Source organism: Ochrobactrum sp. AN78, assembly GCF_029909885.1.
Taxonomy (GTDB): domain Bacteria; phylum Pseudomonadota; class Alphaproteobacteria; order Rhizobiales; family Rhizobiaceae; genus Brucella; species Brucella quorumnocens.
Window position 1 is genome coordinate 91,667 of sequence record NZ_JASAMU010000012.1, and the last position, 17,517, is coordinate 109,183.

A 17,517-nucleotide genomic window follows, 5' to 3' on the forward strand; every position below is an offset into this window, starting at 1 on the left:
GATCAATTTCGATTTTCATGCATTTTTAATTTAACGGTATCGTCTGTCGTGAAATTTGTTCCGCCTCTCTTGATTATGTTGTTTGCGACGACAATGTCGGGCGTTTGGATGCTCGACACCAGACGCAGGCACATATTGCTATTTGGACTGGGATTCGCAACCTTTGCGGCTGGCTTGCTGCTGCAGGTTCTGCATCTTTTGCCGAGCTTAAATGGGACGGTATTTGCAGCGACTACCTTCTATCTTCTGGCCGGACTTTTCTTTTGCGAAGCTGTGATGGTTCGTCTTGGCAAGCAGTTTTCCCCGTTTACGGGTGCGTCGATTAGTGTGCTTACATTGGTGGTAATTGCTTATCTCGGGCAAGCTGGCATTGCTTACAAATATATGGCGGTTGTTTCAAATTTCGGGCTTGGAGCACTGATTGCTGTCCTTTGTATAAAGTCTCGGAGACTAGCGGAAGGCAATTGGATCGAGCGGACATTGCACAGTCTACTTGTGATATTTGCGCTGCATTTCTTTCTCCGAAGCGTGCTAACTTTCAACATGCTCGATGGTGTTCAAAGCACCCAGCAATTGATCAATTCCCAATACTGGACTCTTGTAACGATTTCCGTCTCATTCATCAGTGTATTGCTCGGCCTCGTTATTCTCGTTGTTGCGACCGCTGACGTGATCAACGAACTGCAAGGGGAGCGTGACTCTGATCCGCTAACAGCCGCTCTTAATCGTCGTGGATTGGAACGATCTGTTCAAAGGAAACTCAACACATCGGCTTGCGATAATCGCGCGGTCATCATTGCAGATATCGACCATTTTAAAGCAATCAACGATGAATTCGGTCATTCTATTGGCGATCAGGTGTTGGTGGAGTTTTCTTGTATCCTTCATTCAATGGCTGAAGAGGGCACAATTGTTGGCCGTGTTGGTGGCGAAGAATTCATCTTGATTGTCGAAGGCAGCGCACAGCAATCCGAAATTTTTGCCAATCGCCTGTGTAATCATGTGGCACGCTACAGTTTCTCGATGTTGCCAAATGGGCGCAAAATTACCAGCAGTTTTGGCGTGGCGCTTATGCGCGAGCACGAGACAATTTGGGATACTGCGGAACGCGCAGATATTGCCCTTCTAGGCGTGAAACGCCGCGGGCGTAATCGCGTGGCGGTCGAGGGTTTTGAGTTTCGGAACGTTAGCCATTTCGACTATTTGCTCACGGCATAGTGACCCTGCCTGAGAGCGACAGCCAGACTTTCTTTGTTTCGGCTGAGCGATTGTAAAGAATTTAGTTACCATAATTCTGCATGCTTAGTGTGACTTTCAAGTTAGCACTTTCGCCATGATTGCTTCGCTTTTCCGCCGAACTTTCATGCAAAGCGACAGCGAGAAAACCAGTTATTATTCAGGACGAGTAGTATGGCGTTCGTCACAGAAACGTATAATTTCGCTTTGCCGCGTGGGATTAATATCCCTAACCCCTTTGTATTTAAAGGTATTTTGCGTATTGCAGGTCTGTTGGGTGCCGGCCTTCTGGCAGGTAGCTGTCTTATGACCGCGTTGGGTACTGTAGAAGCCGTTCTGCCGGCTTTCGTGCCTTTAGCACCTGTCATGCGACGTCTTCCGACGGCAACACCCCATCGATTAGCCGTTGTAGATCAAAAAATCGGCATGGGTCATGTTATCCGTCAGCGCTTCATCGAAGCCTATACTGCCGATGCGCCCTATTCCAATCTTGACTGGCGGCGCAACAAAGCAATTGCGGATGCGGCGATCATTGTAGATGTCGGTCCTGAATCGGTCATAGAAGACGTGCCGGTTGCGGTGACCGTGATAACTGAACCGCGCGAGGAGCGCGTGGCACAGCTTGCGCCCATCCAAGATGTAATTTCTCCGACCGTTTTGGAGTCAGCCTCGAAAACGGCGCAGACGGCTGCACAAGATTATATTGAAAGTTCAGTGGCTGCTTTGCCATCCGGCGATGCGGTTCCCGTTCCGGTGGCTGCACCAGATACACAAATGGCGCGTGCGCCTATTGAAAATGATACAGACAGCTTCGTGCCTGACGAAGTTCCTTTTCCTGGCCAGAAGCCCATCATCGATAAACCAGCTGTTGCAAAGCCTGAAAAACAGGAAAAAACACAGTTGGCTTATGCGCCTCCAAGTGGCCAAACCGAGAATATTCAACGCGGCCTTTTTGGTCGGCTCTTCGGTCAGGCAGCGCGTAACAAGACGGCGATTTATGATATCTCCGCAGCGACAGTTTATCTGCCTAGCGGTGAAAAGCTGGAAGCCCATTCGGGCATGGGCCACATGCGCGACAACCCGCGTTATGTTGACCAGAAGATGCGCGGGGCCACGCCGCCGAGCACCTATAAGCTTCGTATGCGGGAAAGTCTTTTCCACGGTGTTGAAGCTGTGCGTTTGCTTCCTGCCGATGGACGCAACCCGTATAATCGGGACGGACTTCTGGCCCATACCTATATGCTGCGCCGCGCTGGCGATTCAAATGGCTGTGTGGTCTTCAAAGATTATAAGCGGTTTCTAAATGCGTTCAAACGTGGGGAATTTGATAAGATGGTCGTTGTAACGAGCATGTCTTCATCATCGAAGTCTGCACGCATTGCTTCCATTTTCTGATCGTCATAGAAAAGAGCGCCAGAGTAAAATCCTGTTCAATTCAGGCGCTCCAATCGGCATCAAGCTCCAATGTTTTCATAAAGCGGAGCGGTGATTTCAAGGATCAGGTCAAGGGCACGATCAGCAGATTGCTGGTGTTCAGGCAATTCAAATTCTGCAAGTTCGATTGCCGCTATCTGCGACGAAGGAATTGCGGCCAGTGCATCGCGCAGTTGTGGCGCGAGCAAACCATTTTCGATTGCATAAGCGGCTGGAATTAGCCCCGGCTCCATGACATCCCAGTCAATGTGTACCCAGACCGGGCCTGCACCTATCGCCGTTAAAAGCGATTGTGCATTCGCGGCTTCGGGCCTGATCACAGTTACATTGTTGCGATTGAGCGTTTCCATTTCATCTGGATCAATGTCGCGCGCTCCGAAAATCACCACCTTTTCAGGTGTTACATTGCCGCCGTGTCCGCTATCCCAAAGTCCGCAGATACCAGCGAGCGCCATTCCGCCCATGTAGCCTGATCCGGTTGTTTCCGGCGTGTTGAAATCGCCATGCGCATCGACCCACAGAACGGTCAGTCCATCAATCTGGCTGGCTGCTTGTGGAATGGTCGCAAGGCTTGCCGAACAGGTGTTGGTGGCAAGGAGCGGTCTGCGTCCAGCGGTCAGTTCTTCGGAAACAGCTGCCGCAAGACCTTTGAGCGTTTCACGCGCTTGCGGAAGTGCTTCGCTCCAGTCATCCGAGACAGCAGGTGCAGGTGTGCCAACCGTCTTTATGGAAAGATCGTAACGTGCTGCCAGAGCTTTGGCGACGGCGAGGGCACCCGGAATAGCGCCGGGAGTACGGTCTGCTACACGGCCTTGCGAGGTGATGATGCTCGATTTCATGCGAGTCGTCCTTGATACTTGAAACAGGCAGAAGTTCTTTAGCGAGTCTGAAGAATTAACTCTATCTCTTTGTTTTTGCGAAGCTTACAGCGGCTCTAGTTAATATTGAATCGTTGGGACCGCTGTAACTATTTGTTTTACGCATTTCCGAACGCAAAACCGGTTCCCACTTTTGCTGGAAATGCTCTAAAGCCATGAAATTCGCATTGATAGAGTTCACTTGAATTTGAGCCGTAGGTTTAAAGTTTGTGCCGTTGATGAAAATGCATTCTCGTAATCGGGGGCAACTTGATATAAGCCTGCGCGACATCGTTCCTTGTTCCGGTTACTGAATTTGTTGGGATCGATAAATATTCTTGCTCACGGTTAGAAACAGGAACCGATGATGTTCAACGGTTTTCGGCTTTTTGTGCCCATATTGGCGGGTGCCAATCTGCGCGACCGGTTAATTGGCAGTCTTGGCGCATTGATCGGCATTTGCCTGACGGGTTTGATAACCGCACTCGTTGTGGGTAAGGGGATTGGACTGCCTTTGATCGTGGCACCAATCGGCGCTTCTGCAGTGCTGATATTTGCAGTTCCCGCCAGTCCACTGGCACAACCTTGGTCAGTCATCGGAGGAAATGTGATCTCGGCGCTTGTCGGCATCACAGTTGTTCGTTTCATAGGTAATCCGTTGATTGCCATCGGGGTCGGTGTTGCTCTGGCTATTGCGATCATGTCGCTTTCGCGTTGCTTGCATCCTCCAGGTGGCGCTGCCGCTTTGACAGCTATTATTGGTGGCTCAAACGTGACCGATTTGGGCTATCACTTTGCTTTCATACCCGTCGGGTTGAACTCTGTGTTGCTGGTTGCCCTTGGCATCGCCTTTCACAAACTGGCTGGGCGGAAATATCCGCATGTGCCCGTTGCAGCCCCTGCCAATACCCATAAAACCAATGATCTTCCTGCTCCTTTGCGGGTCGGTTTTACGTCTGACGACGTTGCTTCGGCGCTGAAAGAAGTCGATGAGACATTTGATATTGACCCGGGTGATCTGGACCGACTGTTAAGGCAGGTCGAGTTGCAGGCGCTTATCCGCACCCATGGTACAGTGACGGCCAAAGACATCATGTCGCGCGATGTTATCAGCATCGCCGAGCACGACAGCCCAGACGAAGCGCGGCGCCTGCTGCTAGAGCACAATATTCGCACCTTGCCGGTGGTTGGCGAACAGGGAAAGCTGATTGGCACTATCGGGTTGCGCGAGCTGAACCAAACTGCGGCAAATGTCGGTGTTTTAATGATCAATGCTGTAAAGGCGCAAAAAGATGATCCGGTTGTTAAACTGGTGCCGCTGCTGACAGACGGTCGCTCTCATGCAATTATGGTTACGGATCAGGACAACATTGTTCAGGGGCTCATTTCGCAAACGGATTTGCTGAGTGCGTTGGCGCGTTCGCTGCGGTTTCAGGAACCAGAGCCGCCTAAGAAACGTAAATCACGGCTTAATCTGCTTCGTGGCGCGGGCATATAACGTCACAAATATTGCACCGACTCCTCCAATGGGCTGGCGTTTTGGGCGGCGATATCGCCGTTGCGCGCCTGCGTTTCGTCGGCGCTCCTAAGATAGGGCCGCCGATCCGCCGGTCCTGGCCGAAATAAATTGCACCTAAGCTGCGCCAACACGATTCCAAAGGAGTAGAGAATGCGCGGCGCAGATATTTTGGTCCAAATGTTGATTGGCTATGGCGTTGAGACAATCTTCGGGGTGCCGGGCGATACCAACGTGCCTCTGTATGAAGCTCTACAGCAGCGGGAAGGCGAAATACGACATATCATGGCGCGCGATGAACGCTCCGCCGGGTATATGGCCGATGCCTATGGACGTTTTACAAACAAGCCCGGGGTCTTTGAATGTCCGTCGGGCGCAGGCGCTATGTATTCGCTGCCGCCGGTCGCTGAATCGAACGGATCGTCAATACCTGTTATTCTCCTTACCATTGATATTCCTTTGCCGGGAGAAGGGCGCGGTGTTCTCACCGAGCTTGATTGCGCAAAACTGTTTGAGCCTGTGACCAAGCTCTCGGTGCAGGTGAAATCGGCCGAAAAACTGCCCGAAATCATTCGTCGTGCGTTTCGTGTTGCCTGTTCCGGTAAACCGGGCGCAGTGCATCTCCAGATTCCCGAAGATATGCTTCTTGCGGAGGTTGATCCGGCGCGGATATCGCTGCATGTCGAAGAAGAGTGCAAAACCTTCCCGGCATTCCCGACACTGCCGCCAAAACAGAAGCTGCAAGAACTGCTCGAACTGATTGCGAAAGCAGATCGACCTTTGATCGTGGCGGGTGGTGGTGTTAATCGCGCCAGAGCCGGTGAACAGATTTCAAGGCTGGCCGAGAAGTATAATATTCCAATGTGCACAACGATGACGGGGCAGGGTGCGATTGACGATGATCATCGCCTGGCCATCGGCGTGATCGGAGATAATGGCTATCATCCTCATGCCAACTGGGCGTTGGAACATTCCGATTTTACATTGTTTGTCGGTTCCCGCATTGGTTCTGTTGTGACGATTGGCTGGACTTTCCCAAAGATCACACTCAACAGACGTCTTGCGCAAATTGATATTTCGCCTGAAATAATGGCCAATAATTACGAAAATCTGCTCTCTATTCAGGGCGATGCATTGCTGGTGTTGGATGAGTTGCTGCAGATCGAGCTGACGATTGAGCCCAAAAAGCACGATAGCTGGATCGAAGAATTGAACGCCCATAGGCGCATCTTCTGGGAACATGCCGAGGAAGCATTGAACGACGAGCGTGTTCCTTTGCGCCCTGAACGTGTTGTGCGTTCGTTCAACGAAGCGCTCAGCCAGTCGAGCCAACCAGCCCTGATTTACTCTGACGCAGGCACACCCACGCCCTATATGACACGTTTTCTCAAGATCAATGATCAGGAAACACGGTTTGCCATTCCGCGTGCTTTTGGTGGTCTTGGATCAGCACTTCCTGCCACTGTCGGTGCTTGGCGAGCCGATCCTGACAAGCGACCGATTGGACTGTTTGGCGATGGATCATTCGGCATGACGGTAGGCGAGCTTGAAACGCTGGTGCGTTTGCAGGTGCCCGCGATCCTTATTTTGTTCAACAATGCGACTTTCGGCTGGATCAAAGGCCTGCATCGATTAAAGGGGCACAACCAGTGCTTCGGTGTCGATTTTCTTGCGCCCAAAGGTCAGGCAATTGCCGAGGCCTACGGCTTGAAGGCATGGACCGCCAAAACCGCCGATGAGGTTGACCAAGCGATGGCGGAAGCCTTTGCCTGGAAAGACGGGCCGTGTTTTATCGACGTCCATGTTGAATCGATAGCTGACCGGGTGCCGCCAGTTTATTCTTGGCTTTTAAAGCGCGGTGAAGATCCGCTCAACCTGAAGCCAGTTGAGCGTTCTTACATCTAAACTGATGACGCCACAGGCAGATAATGTTTGTGGCGTTTTGCTTCTGCAATGAACCAGTCGCGGAACAGTCGGACATTTTGCGAGCCCTGCCGCGCCTGCGCTGAGCAGAGAAAATAGCTCTCGCCAGATGTCTGTACGCGCTCAAGTGCCAGCTTGAGTTTTCCGGACTGCAGTTCCTCCTGCACTAAAATTTTAGGTGCGATTGCAAGCCCCATACCTGCAACAGCACATTCGATGATTACATCATGTGTTGGCAGGCGCGGCCCAAAGATACGCTTGTTGTAATGAATACCTGCACCCCGCAGCCAGTGCAGCCACAGGCTTGGCCTGTTTGAGTTCTGGATCAGCGGAAAGTCGAGCAATTCGACATCTCCGGTCAGTCCGTTCTCGGGTACAATTTCCGGTGAACCGATCACCACCAATTCTTCAGGAAACAGCAGATGGCTGCGCACATTGGCCCAATTGCCAATGCCGCGCAGTATGGCTAGATCGAGATCGGATTTACCCCAATCGAGATCATGTGAGCAGGGAAACACCTCGAACCATATTTGAGGATATGTCCGGGCGAAGGTGCTGATGATGCTCGGCGCCCATTTCCGCATTAGTGTCGGCGGCAGGCCAACTTTGAGCAGGCTCTGCGTTTTATACCCACGCACTGCATCCATAGAAACTTCTTCAAGTTTTGCGAGAATACGCGAAACTTCCTCGTAGTAACTCTGTCCTTCTTCCGTGAGAACCAAACGCGGCCCCGCCCGTTCAAATAGCTTGAGACCGAGAAAAGACTCAAGATTTTGAATCTGACGGCTGACGCCGCTTTGCGTCATGCCGAGATTTTCCGATGCGCGTGTGAAGCTCAGATAGCGCACCGACGCATCGAAAGCATGCAGAGCTGAAAGAGATGGAAGAAAGCGGCGCATGGGTTTCCTCAGATTTTAATCATGAGTTTAATTCATGCTTAATCCAATTTTCAATGCTTTTATTTGATGAGAAAGCGCCGCATTCTCATTACAAATAAACATAAGGGAACACGATGGACTACGGTGATAGTATCGACCGAAATCTGGTCAGTATCCTGGAGGAAAATGCACGTCTCCCGGCGAGTGAACTGGCAAGGCGCGTGGGCCTTGCCCGATCGAGTGTTCAGGAACGAATTGGCCGTCTGGAACGGCGCGGCGTCATCTTGGGATACCGGGCTATCGTCCGTCGAACCAAGGATGACAACAGCATCTCCGCTTATCTGTTCATCACAGCTTCACAACGCATTGTGCAGCGCTTGTTTGCGGCGTTACGCGCTTATCCGGAAATTCTTACAGCAGATGCCATCAGCGGTCCGGCGAACATATTGTGTCGGGTTCATGTCGGATTTCTCGAAGATCTGGAGGCATTGATTGAAGAGCTGGCACAGATCGAAGGAATCGAGAACGTCAGTTACTCAGTGGTACTTTCCAATAAATTTAATAGAGAAAGCAGCCTGGCGCATTCAAGCGCACAGTAATGCTCGGTTCAACAAGAGGGAAACAACGATGAATAGACGTAAGTTTATCCAAACAACGCTTCTGGGCGGCACTGCTGTCATGCTTGCGCCTGGCTTTTCGTGGGCTGTCGAAGACGGCGTGACACTGAAATCCATCAAGGACCGGGGCGCGCTGCGCATCGGCGTATTCAACGGCACACCGCCGTACTACCAGAAAAACCTCGCCACTGGTGAATGGGACGGTTTCTGCGTTTCCATGGGCAAGGACCTCGCCGAATATATTGGTGTGCCGCTGGAAATGGTCGAAACCACCTGGGGCAACTCCGTCATGGACCTTCAGGGTGGCAAGATCGACATTATGTTTGCTCTCAGCAATAATCCTGAACGTGCGAAATCGGTCGATTTCACCGAAGCTATGATGGACAATGTCTTTACCGTCATCACCAGCAAGGATCGTGAGATCAAAAACTGGGAAGAGCTAAACAAGCCTGAAATCCGCGTCACGGTTGATCTCGGTTCTACGCAGGATCTCTTCGCTCGCAAAACGTTGCCCAACTGCACGCTTGTCGCGCTTAAAGGTGCGGATGAAACCGTTATCGCTCTACAATCTGGTCGGGCCGATGTAATCGTGCAGGTCGCACTGATGTCTGTTGTGACGGCGCATAAGCTTGGCGACAAATTTAAAGTATTTGTTCCTGAGCCGCTGGATAGTCAACCCACCACGATTGGCGTGCGCAAAGATGCAAACGGCGAATTCCGCGACTACGTTGACGTTTGGCTCAAAAAACGTCGTGAAGACGGCAAGGTCAATGAATGGATCGTCAGCAGCCTTTCGCTAGTGGGTGTGCAGCCATCTGATTTGCCGCCAACTTTGAAGTTCTGACGCGTCAACCATCATGCAGCATCAGCAAAGATCACTCGGTGTCATCATGCTTGACACCGGCTTTCCGCGTCCGCCCGGAGATGTCGGGAATCCGGCATCATGGGAGATGCCGGTAAGTTTCAAGAAGGTAAGCGGAGCATCACCCGACAAGATCATTCGTCAGGGTGGTGCGGGGTTGATCGAAGACTTCGTTATTGCTGGCGAGGCTCTGATTGCTGAAGGATGCAGGGCGCTCGTTACCTCTTGCGGCTTCATGGCGCGCCACCAAGGCACTTTAAACGGAAAACTGTCGGTGCCGATTGCTACCTCCAGCCTGCTTCAGTTGCCGATGGTCAGCACATTGGTCGGCCCGCAGCGCGCGGTGGGGGTAATCACCTATGATGAAGCGAGCCTTGACGATGCAATCTTCGCCGCCTGTGGTGCCAGCATCGGCACGCCAAGGATTGGCATGCCGGGCGGTGGTGCCTTTCGCGAGTTGATTGAAGGCAGCGGAACTTATGATCGCTCGGCTCTTGAAACTGAAATTACAAACGCCGCACAAGAGCTGAAGTTACGCGAACCCAATCTTGGTGCCGTTGTTCTTGAGTGCACGAACATGCCGCCATTTGCACAAGCAGTCACAAAAACATGTGGCTTGCCGGTGTTCGATGTCCTGTCGCTGGGGCATTGGCTGTTCAGCTCAACGTCTTCCCGTGCCTTCGCCGGGATGTCAGAAAGAGTGAATTAATGGACTATCAATGGGACTTTTCCGGCCTTTGGCAGTATCGGGGATTATTCCTCCAAGGCCTGGCCTACACGGTCGGTTTTACGATTATAACCGTACTCTCGGGCATATTCGTTGGAACAGTCTTTGCTCTTGGCAGGCTTTCCGGCAACAAAATCATCACCGTTCCCATTATGACGGTCGTTGAGATATTTCGCTGTACGCCAGTACTGGTGCAGTTGGTCTGGTGCTACTACGCACTCCCGATGCTGATTGGTTTTGAAATTTCGCCTGCCATGGCGGCTTTCATTACGCTTACCTTCTATGGTGCTGCATTTTATGCGGAAATCATCCGTGGTGGCATCGTTTCCATTGATGCGGGGCAGTGGGATGCCGGCCGTGCAATCGGTATGCGTCGCGGTCAGCTCATGGGAAAGATTATATTGCCGCAGGCACTGCGCCGCATGGTGCCGCCACTGGTCAACCAGTCCGTGCTTCAGCTGAAAAACACATCGCTTTTGTCGGTCCTTGCTGTTCCGGATCTTCTTTATCAGGGCCAGCTTGTAACTTCGGCTACCTACCGACCGCTTGAAACCTACACCCTGATTGCAGTGCTTTATCTCGCTGTCCTATTCCCTCTGACACGGCTCGCCCATGGGCTGGAAGGCAGGCTGAAATGATGAGCCGAATGAAGCAAGCAAGCCTTGTGGAGATAAGCCATGAATGCTGAACCGATGATCGAAGTGCGTGGGCTGAAAAAGTCTTTTGGCGACATTGAGGTGCTGCGCAATATCAGTCTCACAGTTGAGCGCGGGCAGGTGGTTGCGCTGATCGGGCCAAGTGGCTCCGGCAAATCGACACTGCTCCGCAGTCTTAATCTGCTTTCGCTGCCAGATGCGGGTTACATCGCAATTGGTCAGCAGAAGATCGATTTCTCGTCCGGAGACGTGTCGCTCAAGGACAAATATCTCGCGGCATTCCGCGCCAATACCGGGATGGTGTTTCAGAACTTCAATCTGTTTCCGCATATGAGCGTTCTCGATAACGTCATGATTGGGCCGGTCACTGTTCTCAAACAGGACAAAAAGGCTGCCCGCGAACTGGCCATGGAACTGCTGGAAAAGGTCGGGCTTGCAGCCCGTGCGGACGCCAGACCAGAGCAGCTCTCGGGCGGTCAGAAACAGCGCGTTGCGATTGCAAGGGCACTCGCGATGCGCCCCGATGTGATGCTGTTTGACGAGGCAACATCGGCTCTTGACCCAGCACTGGTCGGTGAAGTTCTGGCGGTCATTCGGCAATTGGCCGAGCAGGGCATGACGATGATCCTTGTGACCCATGAAATGGCCTTTGCTCGTGATGTCGCTGACAAGGTCATCTTCATGCAGGACGGTTACGTCGTTGAAACCGGCGATGCCCGTCAGGTGATCAATGAGCCGCATGAACCCGCAACCCGAGAGTTTCTGAGCCATTTCCACGGCGGTCTCGCATAAATGCACGCGCAGAACGGATAAATGTCATGACAGGCAATGTAATTGTCGTCGGGGCTGGCATTATCGGCTCCACCACCGCCTTGCGGCTCGCTGATGCCGGTTTGAAAGTAACGCTTTGCGACGGCTCAGAACCGGGTGGAGAGCAAAGTGCAAGCTACGGAAACGGCGGCTGGATCAGTCCTGCTTCAATCATTCCCATGAGTATGCCGGGCCTGTGGCGACAGGTTCCCGGATTTCTGCTTGATCGCAACGGGCCACTGACCCTTGACTGGAAATCGGTCCCAAGGTTGACACCATGGCTCACGCGGTTTCTGCTCGCAGGGGCCACAAAATCGCGGGTGACAAAAACTGCGGCCAAGCTCAACTGGCTGCTTAATGATGGGCCAAAACGCCATCTTGAGCTGGCCAGCAAGACCGGGCAGGAACATCTCATCGTGCAGAAGGGCCTGCTTTACGCCTATCCTGATCGTGCAGCCTTTGAAGCTGAAGCGCTTAGCTGGCAGCTGCGCCGTGATAACGGCATTCTGTTCGACGAATGGCAGGAAGCAGAACTGCGTGAACGTATTCCGGCGCTTGGAGGCAATTTTCGCTTTGCCATTCATGTAACGGAAGGCGCGCATTGTCTCGATACTGGAGGCTATGTTGCGGGTATTGCAGCGCAAGCGGAAAAGGCAGGCGTTCGTTTTATTCGAAAGAACGTCGTAAAAGTTCTCACAGGTGTTTCGCCGCGTGTTGTGCTCGATAATGATGAGAGTATCGCTGCCGATTATATCGTGCTGGCAGCGGGCATCCATTCCGGGCGCATCATGAGCGATCTCGGCTTGTATGTGCCGATGCAAAGCGAGCGGGGGTATCATGTGACCTTGCCCTTGAACGAGCTTCCCTTTGATATCCCGATCATGCCGAGCACCGGGCGAATGGGCAATACGCCGACCAATATGGGTTTGCGTCTCTCCGGTCAGGTCGAGCTGGCAACGGTGGAGAAAGCGCCCGACTGGCGACGCTCGGAGGTGCTGCTTAAGCACGCATTGGCGAGCTATCCCAATTTGGAAAAGCAGGATCTGCAGCATCTCAAACTCTGGATGGGGCATCGCCCGTCGCCTGCAGATGGCGTTCCGGTGATAGGCAAACTCACGCCCCATCCGGGGATCATTGCCGCCTTCGGTCACGGTCATATCGGGATCGCTGCAGCTCCCAAAACCGCTGAGATCGTTCTCGACGCAATCAACAACGTACCCCCATCAGACAGCGTTCGCGCCTTCTCGCCCGCGCGCTTCGGTTGTTAGAGCGGTTCCAGTTAATATTGAACCGTTGGAACCGCTCTATCTTTTTGTTTTTACGCATTATCCCTACGCAAAACCGCTTCGCACTTTTGCTGGAAATGCTTTGATTACCCATAATTCAGAGGAATGAAACTATGATGCTCAAAGGTGGCTTCACCAATTATGGCCAGCAGATCGGTGTGCTGATGCTGGACACGATTTTCCCTCGTCCTGCTGGCGATATCGGCAACGCGCTGTCCTATGATTTTCCTGTGCGTTACAAGACAGTAAAAGGTGCACATGCCACACGCATCATGGGCAAAAATCCTGATCCAAAACTGATCGAGCCGTTCATCGATGCGGCACGCGAACTCGAAGCGGAGGGTGTACGCGCCATTACCACAAGCTGTGGTTTTTTGGGGCCGTTCCAGAAAGATATTGCCGCAGCGGTCAACATTCCGGTCTTCTCATCATCACTGATGCAGGCACCGATTATTCACGCCATGCTGCCACCTGGTAAAGTCATCGGTGTCTTCACTGAGCGAGCGCATCATATGAATGACGCGCATTTCAAAGGCGTTGGCTGGTCGTCCGATGTAATCCCTGTGCAGGTGCAGGGAATGAAGCAGAATGCCGAGTTTCCACAGACCTATATTGAAGGTCGCGATTATCTCGATACGGAAGTGTTGAAGGAAGAAATGCTGGAAATGACGCGGGAATTTATGGTGAGCTGTGAAAATCCGGGCGCTATTCTGTTTGAATGCACCAATATGTGCCCGTTTTCATCTTATGTTGCGGCGGAATCCGGCTTGCCTGTGTTCGATATCAATACGCTGATCAATACCTTCTATCTGGCAGCAAATCCACGTCGATATCTCTAAATTCAACCCAATGATAAATCACAGCGGCAGTGCATTTTAGCCGCTGTGAGAATTTTCAATCATTTTTCATGAGGAAAGGTGGATCAGACTGTCATCAAACAGTCCGTTTCAACATATTCCACCGACACAGAATAAATTTGCCCCAAGACCGCATATTTCAGTCGCCTGATCTTTGAGATTTTGTCTCGAAGCCGAGAAACTACGCTCGGCTGATCCATGTTCGCGCGCCGCGCCTAAGGTTCTGCCCGAAATTGCGATGGTCAGCGAAAGTGGATGTGCCGATGCCCTATCAGTTAAGCCTTCTCGACAAGAGCCCGGTGGCGCAATCAGGGAGCGCGGAAATAGCGCTCGCGAATACCGTTTCTTATGCGCAGGCTGCGGAGCAGTCGGGTTACAAGCGGTTTTGGGTTGCGGAACACCATCACGCGGATGAGCTGGCCGGGCCCTCACCTGAGGTGCTTGTTTCCTATCTTCTGGCATCGACAAAGCGGATCAGGATTGGTTCCGGCGGCGTGATGCTGCAGCATTACAGCCCTTACAAAGTTGCCGAAAACTTCAACCTTCTGGCAGCCCTTGGGCGCGGACGCGTTGATCTCGGTGTCGGCAAGGCTCCAGGCGGACTTCCATTGTCAACCAAGGCCTTGCAGCAGGAAACAGGCAGCGAAAAACGGCTCGATTTCAACAGCAAGCTTGAACAGCTCAGCGCATTTCTTGGCGGTGACAAGATCGCTTCCGGCCCGTTTGAAGGACTGGCCGCAACTCCCAAACCACAGATATCTGCGGAAAAATTTGTGCTTGGCGCAAGCCCGGAGAGCGCGTTGCTTGCCGCACATTCCGGCTGGGATTTTGTCTATGCCGGTCATTTGAATGGCGATACTGCCAATCTGCAGAAGACGTTCGACGCCTATCGCAATGTGACTGGAAAAGTGCCCGTGCTGGCGCTTGGTGCGGTCGTTGCCGAGAGCAAAGACGCGGTTGATGCTGCGGTTTCGAAAATTAAAATCTTCAAGGTTCATCTCACCTCCGGACAATCAGTTTCGGTTGGCACACAGGACGCAGCCGCCGAGTTTGCGCGGCAGGCTGGAGAGACTGATTATCGGGTTGAAGAAAAACATCCAAATGTGCTCGCAGGTTCAGCAAAACAAGTGAAGCAGAAGCTCGATGAACTGCACGAGCAATATGGGGTGGCTGAGTTTGTGCTCGAGTTTCCCGCTGTTTCTCATGAACTAAGAATAGCTGCCATCGAAAGCCTCGCAGGCGAACGTCTGGCTATTGCCGCCTGATCCAAAGCCACTGGCTATAGGGAGTACCTCAAATGAGTTCCAAGCAGATTAGATTCGGTGTGATGCTGCAGGGTGCAGGCGGACATATGAATGCCTGGAAACATCCATCCGGGCCGGCAGATGCCAGCGTGAACCTTCAGTTTTTCATTGATGCGGCACGCAAGTCCGAAGAGGCTGGCATCAGCTTCGCCTTCATCGCGGACGGGCTTTATATCAACGAGATTTCCATTCCGCATTTTCTCAATCGCTTTGAGCCTTTGACGGTCCTTTCAGCGCTCGCTGCAAACACAAAGCGCATTGGTCTCGCAGGCACGGTTTCGACGTCCTATAGCGATCCGTTTACGATCGCGCGGCAATTCGCATCGCTTGATCTCATCTCCGGCGGTCGTGGGGGCTGGAATGTGGTGACAACACCGCTCGAAGGGTCAGGCCGCAACTATGGCAAGCCGCATCCCGAGCACGCTCTGCGTTATGAAATCGCCGATGAATATCTTGAAGTGACCAAAGGTCTTTGGGATTCATGGGATGAAGATGCGTTCGTTCGCGATCGCGAAAGCGGACAGTTTTACAAACCCGAAGGTTTCCATCGGCTCGACCACAAGGGGCGCTTCTTCTCGGTTGAAGGGCCGCTCAATATCCAGCGCTCGCCTCAGGGCCAGCCTGTCATCTTTCAGGCCGGTGCTTCCGAAGCGGGTGTAGGACTTGCGGGCAAACATGCCGACGCCGTCTTCACCAATGCCGGCACCATCAAGGACAGCCAGACATTTTATGCGCAGATCAAAGCAAGTGCGGTTGCCCATGGGCGTTCTCAGGACGATGTCGGCATTTATCCGGGCATCGGCCCCATTGTTGGACGAACCGAAGCTGAAGCCGAAGAGAAATACCAGGCGATCCGCAATCTCGTAAGCATCCACGAAGCGCTCTCCTATCTCGGACGTTTCTTCGATCACCATGATTTCACCGCCTATGATCTCGATGCGCCTTTCCCTGATCTTGGTGATGTCGGCAAGAACAGCTTCCGTTCGACAACGGATCGCATCAAGCGCGACGCGGCTGCAAACAAGCTCAGTCTGCGTGAAGTGGCGCTGAATGTGGCCACGCCACGCACGTCCTTCATCGGCACGGCAGAGAAGATTGCCGACGAAATCATTCTCTGGAAAGAGCAGAAGGCTGCTGACGGTTTTATCCTTGGCTTCCCGGTGATTGCCGAAGGGCTGGATGATTTCATTGCCCATGTTCTGCCAATTCTGGAAGAGCGCGGATATCATGAAGGCAGCCTGAAACACGATACGCTGCGCGGAAATCTCGGACTTGAGCATCCGCAGAGCCGTTATGCGAAGCCCGTTGAAAACAATGATGCCGGAAGTCACCGAAAGGGTGCGGCATGAATATTCAGCGGTCGCCAGACGTAAACCGGAAACTGGAAATCGAGACAGGTCTTGCCTCGTTTATCGACGAGTTTATCGCTTTGCGTCGCGACATTCATACCCATCCGGAACTGGCGTTCAAGGAAACCCGGACGTCTGCTCTGGTGGCAGATTATCTGAAGCAATGGGGCTATGACGTTACAACCGGCGTTGGCGGTTCTGGCGTGGTTGGCACATTGAAGCGTGGCAACTCGAACAAGACCATTGGCATCAGGGCGGACATGGACGCCCTGCCGATCACCGAGGCAACTGGCCTTGATTACGCAAGCAGCAATTCCGGTGTGATGCACGCCTGTGGCCATGACGGACATACGACCGTTTTGCTGGCAGCGGCTCGCTATCTCGCCCAATCCGGTCGCTTTTCCGGCACGGTGCATCTGATTTTCCAGCCAGCTGAGGAGATCGGGGCAGGTGCCCGACGCATGATCGAAGACGGCCTCTTTGAGCGCTTTCCGTGCGATGCTGTCTATGGTTTGCATAACTGGCCGGGTGTGCCCGCAGGAAAGTTCGGCTTCGTGACCGGGCCCGCGATGGCATCAGTGGATCGCGCAAGAATTCGCGTGAACGGGCGTGGCGGTCATGGTGCAGAACCACACAAGTCGGTCGATCCGGTTGTGGTTGCTTCATCGATTGTTCTGGCCCTGCAAACGGTGGTCGCGCGCAATCTTGATCCGCTTGATATGGGTGTGGTGACGGTGGCCTCCATTCATGGCGGCGATGCGTTGAATGTCATTCCCGCGCATGTCGATCTTGGCATTACCATCCGCTCGTTCTCGCAAACTGTACGTGAAGAGTTGCGGCGGCGGATTGAAGCTGTCGCGCGCTCACAAGCCGAAAGCTTTGGTGCTGTTGCTGATGTCAATTATCAATGGGGCTTTCCTGCCCTGATCAACGCAAAAGCCGAGACGGAATTTGCGCGACAGGTCGCGCTCAGCACTTTCTCCACTGACACCGTTATCGAAGATTTCCGTCCGCGCACGGCAAGCGAGGACTTTGCGTTCATGCTCGAACAGAAGCCTGGGACGTACTTTTTCGTCGGCAATGGCGACAGTGCGGGCCTGCATAGCCCCAATTATAATTTCAACGATGAAATCCTGCTTCCGGCCGCGCTGTTTTGGGTTCGGCTGACCGAAGCCTCGCTGATCTGAGATTGTACTATTTCTTCA

General features: G+C 52.8%; 16 protein-coding genes. 14 read left to right on the plus strand and 2 right to left on the minus strand.

Features of this window, described 5'->3' with window-relative positions; translation table 11 throughout:
• Positions 1-48 precede the first annotated feature (48 nt).
• Together QBD00_RS19235 and QBD00_RS19240 are read left to right on the plus strand one after the other, a co-directional pair.
• Positions 49-1,218: a GGDEF domain-containing protein gene (locus QBD00_RS19235; RefSeq protein ID WP_318580274.1), complete on the plus strand. Its 1,170-nt coding sequence runs from the start codon at positions 49-51 to the stop codon at positions 1,216-1,218.
• 192 nt (positions 1,219-1,410) lie between these two features.
• A complete protein-coding gene (locus QBD00_RS19240) occupies positions 1,411-2,631 on the plus strand; it encodes a DUF2778 domain-containing protein (protein WP_318580275.1) in 1,221 nt (406 codons plus the stop codon).
• Positions 2,632-2,690: 59 nt separating this feature from the next.
• Here QBD00_RS19240 and QBD00_RS19245 read toward each other — a convergent pair whose 3' ends face one another.
• Complete coding sequence (locus QBD00_RS19245) at positions 2,691-3,509, minus strand: arginase family protein (RefSeq protein ID WP_318580276.1); 819 nt, start codon at positions 3,507-3,509, stop codon at positions 2,691-2,693.
• A 382-nt stretch (positions 3,510-3,891) separates the two neighbouring features.
• Here QBD00_RS19245 and QBD00_RS19250 point away from each other — a divergent pair, with 382 nt between their 5' ends.
• Complete coding sequence (locus tag QBD00_RS19250) at positions 3,892-5,025, plus strand: HPP family protein (RefSeq protein ID WP_318580277.1); 1,134 nt, start codon at positions 3,892-3,894, stop codon at positions 5,023-5,025.
• A 171-nt stretch (positions 5,026-5,196) separates the two neighbouring features.
• Positions 5,197-6,948: a thiamine pyrophosphate-binding protein gene (locus tag QBD00_RS19255; RefSeq protein WP_191792760.1), complete on the plus strand. Its 1,752-nt coding sequence runs from the start codon at positions 5,197-5,199 to the stop codon at positions 6,946-6,948.
• Here QBD00_RS19255 and QBD00_RS19260 read toward each other — a convergent pair.
• Complete coding sequence (locus QBD00_RS19260; RefSeq protein WP_318580278.1) at positions 6,945-7,865, minus strand: LysR substrate-binding domain-containing protein; 921 nt, start codon at positions 7,863-7,865, stop codon at positions 6,945-6,947. The genes QBD00_RS19255 and QBD00_RS19260 overlap by 4 nt on opposite strands.
• Positions 7,866-7,978: 113 nt before the next feature.
• Here QBD00_RS19260 and QBD00_RS19265 point away from each other — a divergent pair, with 113 nt between their 5' ends.
• From QBD00_RS19265 to QBD00_RS19310, 10 genes are all read left to right on the plus strand, one after another.
• Entirely contained in the window at positions 7,979-8,443 is a 465-nt protein-coding gene (locus QBD00_RS19265) for an Lrp/AsnC family transcriptional regulator (RefSeq protein ID WP_151091552.1), read from the plus strand.
• Between the two features lie 28 nt (positions 8,444-8,471).
• The gene (locus QBD00_RS19270) at positions 8,472-9,305 is read left to right on the plus strand and encodes a transporter substrate-binding domain-containing protein (RefSeq protein ID WP_151091551.1); all 834 of its coding nucleotides are present in this window, start codon (positions 8,472-8,474) and stop codon (positions 9,303-9,305) included.
• 13 nt (positions 9,306-9,318) lie between these two features.
• Positions 9,319-10,032: an aspartate/glutamate racemase family protein gene (locus tag QBD00_RS19275; protein ID WP_318580279.1), complete on the plus strand. Its 714-nt coding sequence runs from the start codon at positions 9,319-9,321 to the stop codon at positions 10,030-10,032.
• On the plus strand, positions 10,032-10,688 hold the full coding sequence (locus QBD00_RS19280) for an amino acid ABC transporter permease (protein WP_012093406.1): 657 nt from the start codon (positions 10,032-10,034) through the stop codon (positions 10,686-10,688). Before QBD00_RS19275 ends, QBD00_RS19280 begins: the two co-directional genes overlap by 1 nt.
• Positions 10,689-10,727: 39 nt before the next feature.
• The gene (locus QBD00_RS19285) at positions 10,728-11,498 is read left to right on the plus strand and encodes an amino acid ABC transporter ATP-binding protein (protein ID WP_318285329.1); all 771 of its coding nucleotides are present in this window, start codon (positions 10,728-10,730) and stop codon (positions 11,496-11,498) included.
• Between the two features lie 26 nt (positions 11,499-11,524).
• Positions 11,525-12,784 carry an FAD-binding oxidoreductase gene (locus QBD00_RS19290; protein ID WP_318580280.1) on the plus strand — a complete coding sequence of 420 codons (1,260 nt, stop codon included), beginning with the start codon at positions 11,525-11,527 and terminating at the stop codon, positions 12,782-12,784.
• Positions 12,785-12,915: 131 nt separating this feature from the next.
• Positions 12,916-13,641 carry an aspartate/glutamate racemase family protein gene (locus QBD00_RS19295; RefSeq protein WP_318580281.1) on the plus strand — a complete coding sequence of 242 codons (726 nt, stop codon included), beginning with the start codon at positions 12,916-12,918 and terminating at the stop codon, positions 13,639-13,641.
• A gap of 281 nt (positions 13,642-13,922) precedes the next feature.
• The gene (locus tag QBD00_RS19300) at positions 13,923-14,924 is read left to right on the plus strand and encodes an MsnO8 family LLM class oxidoreductase (RefSeq protein WP_318580282.1); all 1,002 of its coding nucleotides are present in this window, start codon (positions 13,923-13,925) and stop codon (positions 14,922-14,924) included.
• A gap of 32 nt (positions 14,925-14,956) precedes the next feature.
• Positions 14,957-16,312, plus strand: coding sequence for an LLM class flavin-dependent oxidoreductase (locus tag QBD00_RS19305; protein ID WP_318580283.1), 1,356 nt, complete (start codon positions 14,957-14,959; stop codon positions 16,310-16,312).
• The gene (locus tag QBD00_RS19310; RefSeq protein WP_318580284.1) at positions 16,309-17,499 is read left to right on the plus strand and encodes a M20 aminoacylase family protein; all 1,191 of its coding nucleotides are present in this window, start codon (positions 16,309-16,311) and stop codon (positions 17,497-17,499) included. Before QBD00_RS19305 ends, QBD00_RS19310 begins: the two co-directional genes overlap by 4 nt.
• Positions 17,500-17,517: the final 18 nt, after the last annotated feature.

Excerpts from the sequence above, each read along its gene's own strand:
- QBD00_RS19240 (WP_318580275.1), top strand. The coding sequence starts at position 1,411 with ATGGCGTTCGTCACAGAAACGTATAATTTCGCTTTGCCGCGTGGGATT.
- QBD00_RS19245 (WP_318580276.1), bottom strand. The coding sequence starts at position 3,509 with ATGAAATCGAGCATCATCACCTCGCAAGGCCGTGTAGCAGACCGTACT.
- QBD00_RS19250 (WP_318580277.1), top strand. The coding sequence starts at position 3,892 with ATGATGTTCAACGGTTTTCGGCTTTTTGTGCCCATATTGGCGGGTGCC.
- QBD00_RS19255 (WP_191792760.1), top strand. The coding sequence starts at position 5,197 with ATGCGCGGCGCAGATATTTTGGTCCAAATGTTGATTGGCTATGGCGTT.
- QBD00_RS19260 (WP_318580278.1), bottom strand. The coding sequence starts at position 7,865 with ATGCGCCGCTTTCTTCCATCTCTTTCAGCTCTGCATGCTTTCGATGCG.
- QBD00_RS19265 (WP_151091552.1), top strand. The coding sequence starts at position 7,979 with ATGGACTACGGTGATAGTATCGACCGAAATCTGGTCAGTATCCTGGAG.
- QBD00_RS19270 (WP_151091551.1), top strand. The coding sequence starts at position 8,472 with ATGAATAGACGTAAGTTTATCCAAACAACGCTTCTGGGCGGCACTGCT.
- QBD00_RS19275 (WP_318580279.1), top strand. The coding sequence starts at position 9,319 with ATGCAGCATCAGCAAAGATCACTCGGTGTCATCATGCTTGACACCGGC.
- QBD00_RS19280 (WP_012093406.1), top strand. The coding sequence starts at position 10,032 with ATGGACTATCAATGGGACTTTTCCGGCCTTTGGCAGTATCGGGGATTA.
- QBD00_RS19285 (WP_318285329.1), top strand. The coding sequence starts at position 10,728 with ATGAATGCTGAACCGATGATCGAAGTGCGTGGGCTGAAAAAGTCTTTT.
- QBD00_RS19290 (WP_318580280.1), top strand. The coding sequence starts at position 11,525 with ATGACAGGCAATGTAATTGTCGTCGGGGCTGGCATTATCGGCTCCACC.
- QBD00_RS19295 (WP_318580281.1), top strand. The coding sequence starts at position 12,916 with ATGATGCTCAAAGGTGGCTTCACCAATTATGGCCAGCAGATCGGTGTG.
- QBD00_RS19300 (WP_318580282.1), top strand. The coding sequence starts at position 13,923 with ATGCCCTATCAGTTAAGCCTTCTCGACAAGAGCCCGGTGGCGCAATCA.
- QBD00_RS19305 (WP_318580283.1), top strand. The coding sequence starts at position 14,957 with ATGAGTTCCAAGCAGATTAGATTCGGTGTGATGCTGCAGGGTGCAGGC.
- QBD00_RS19310 (WP_318580284.1), top strand. The coding sequence starts at position 16,309 with ATGAATATTCAGCGGTCGCCAGACGTAAACCGGAAACTGGAAATCGAG.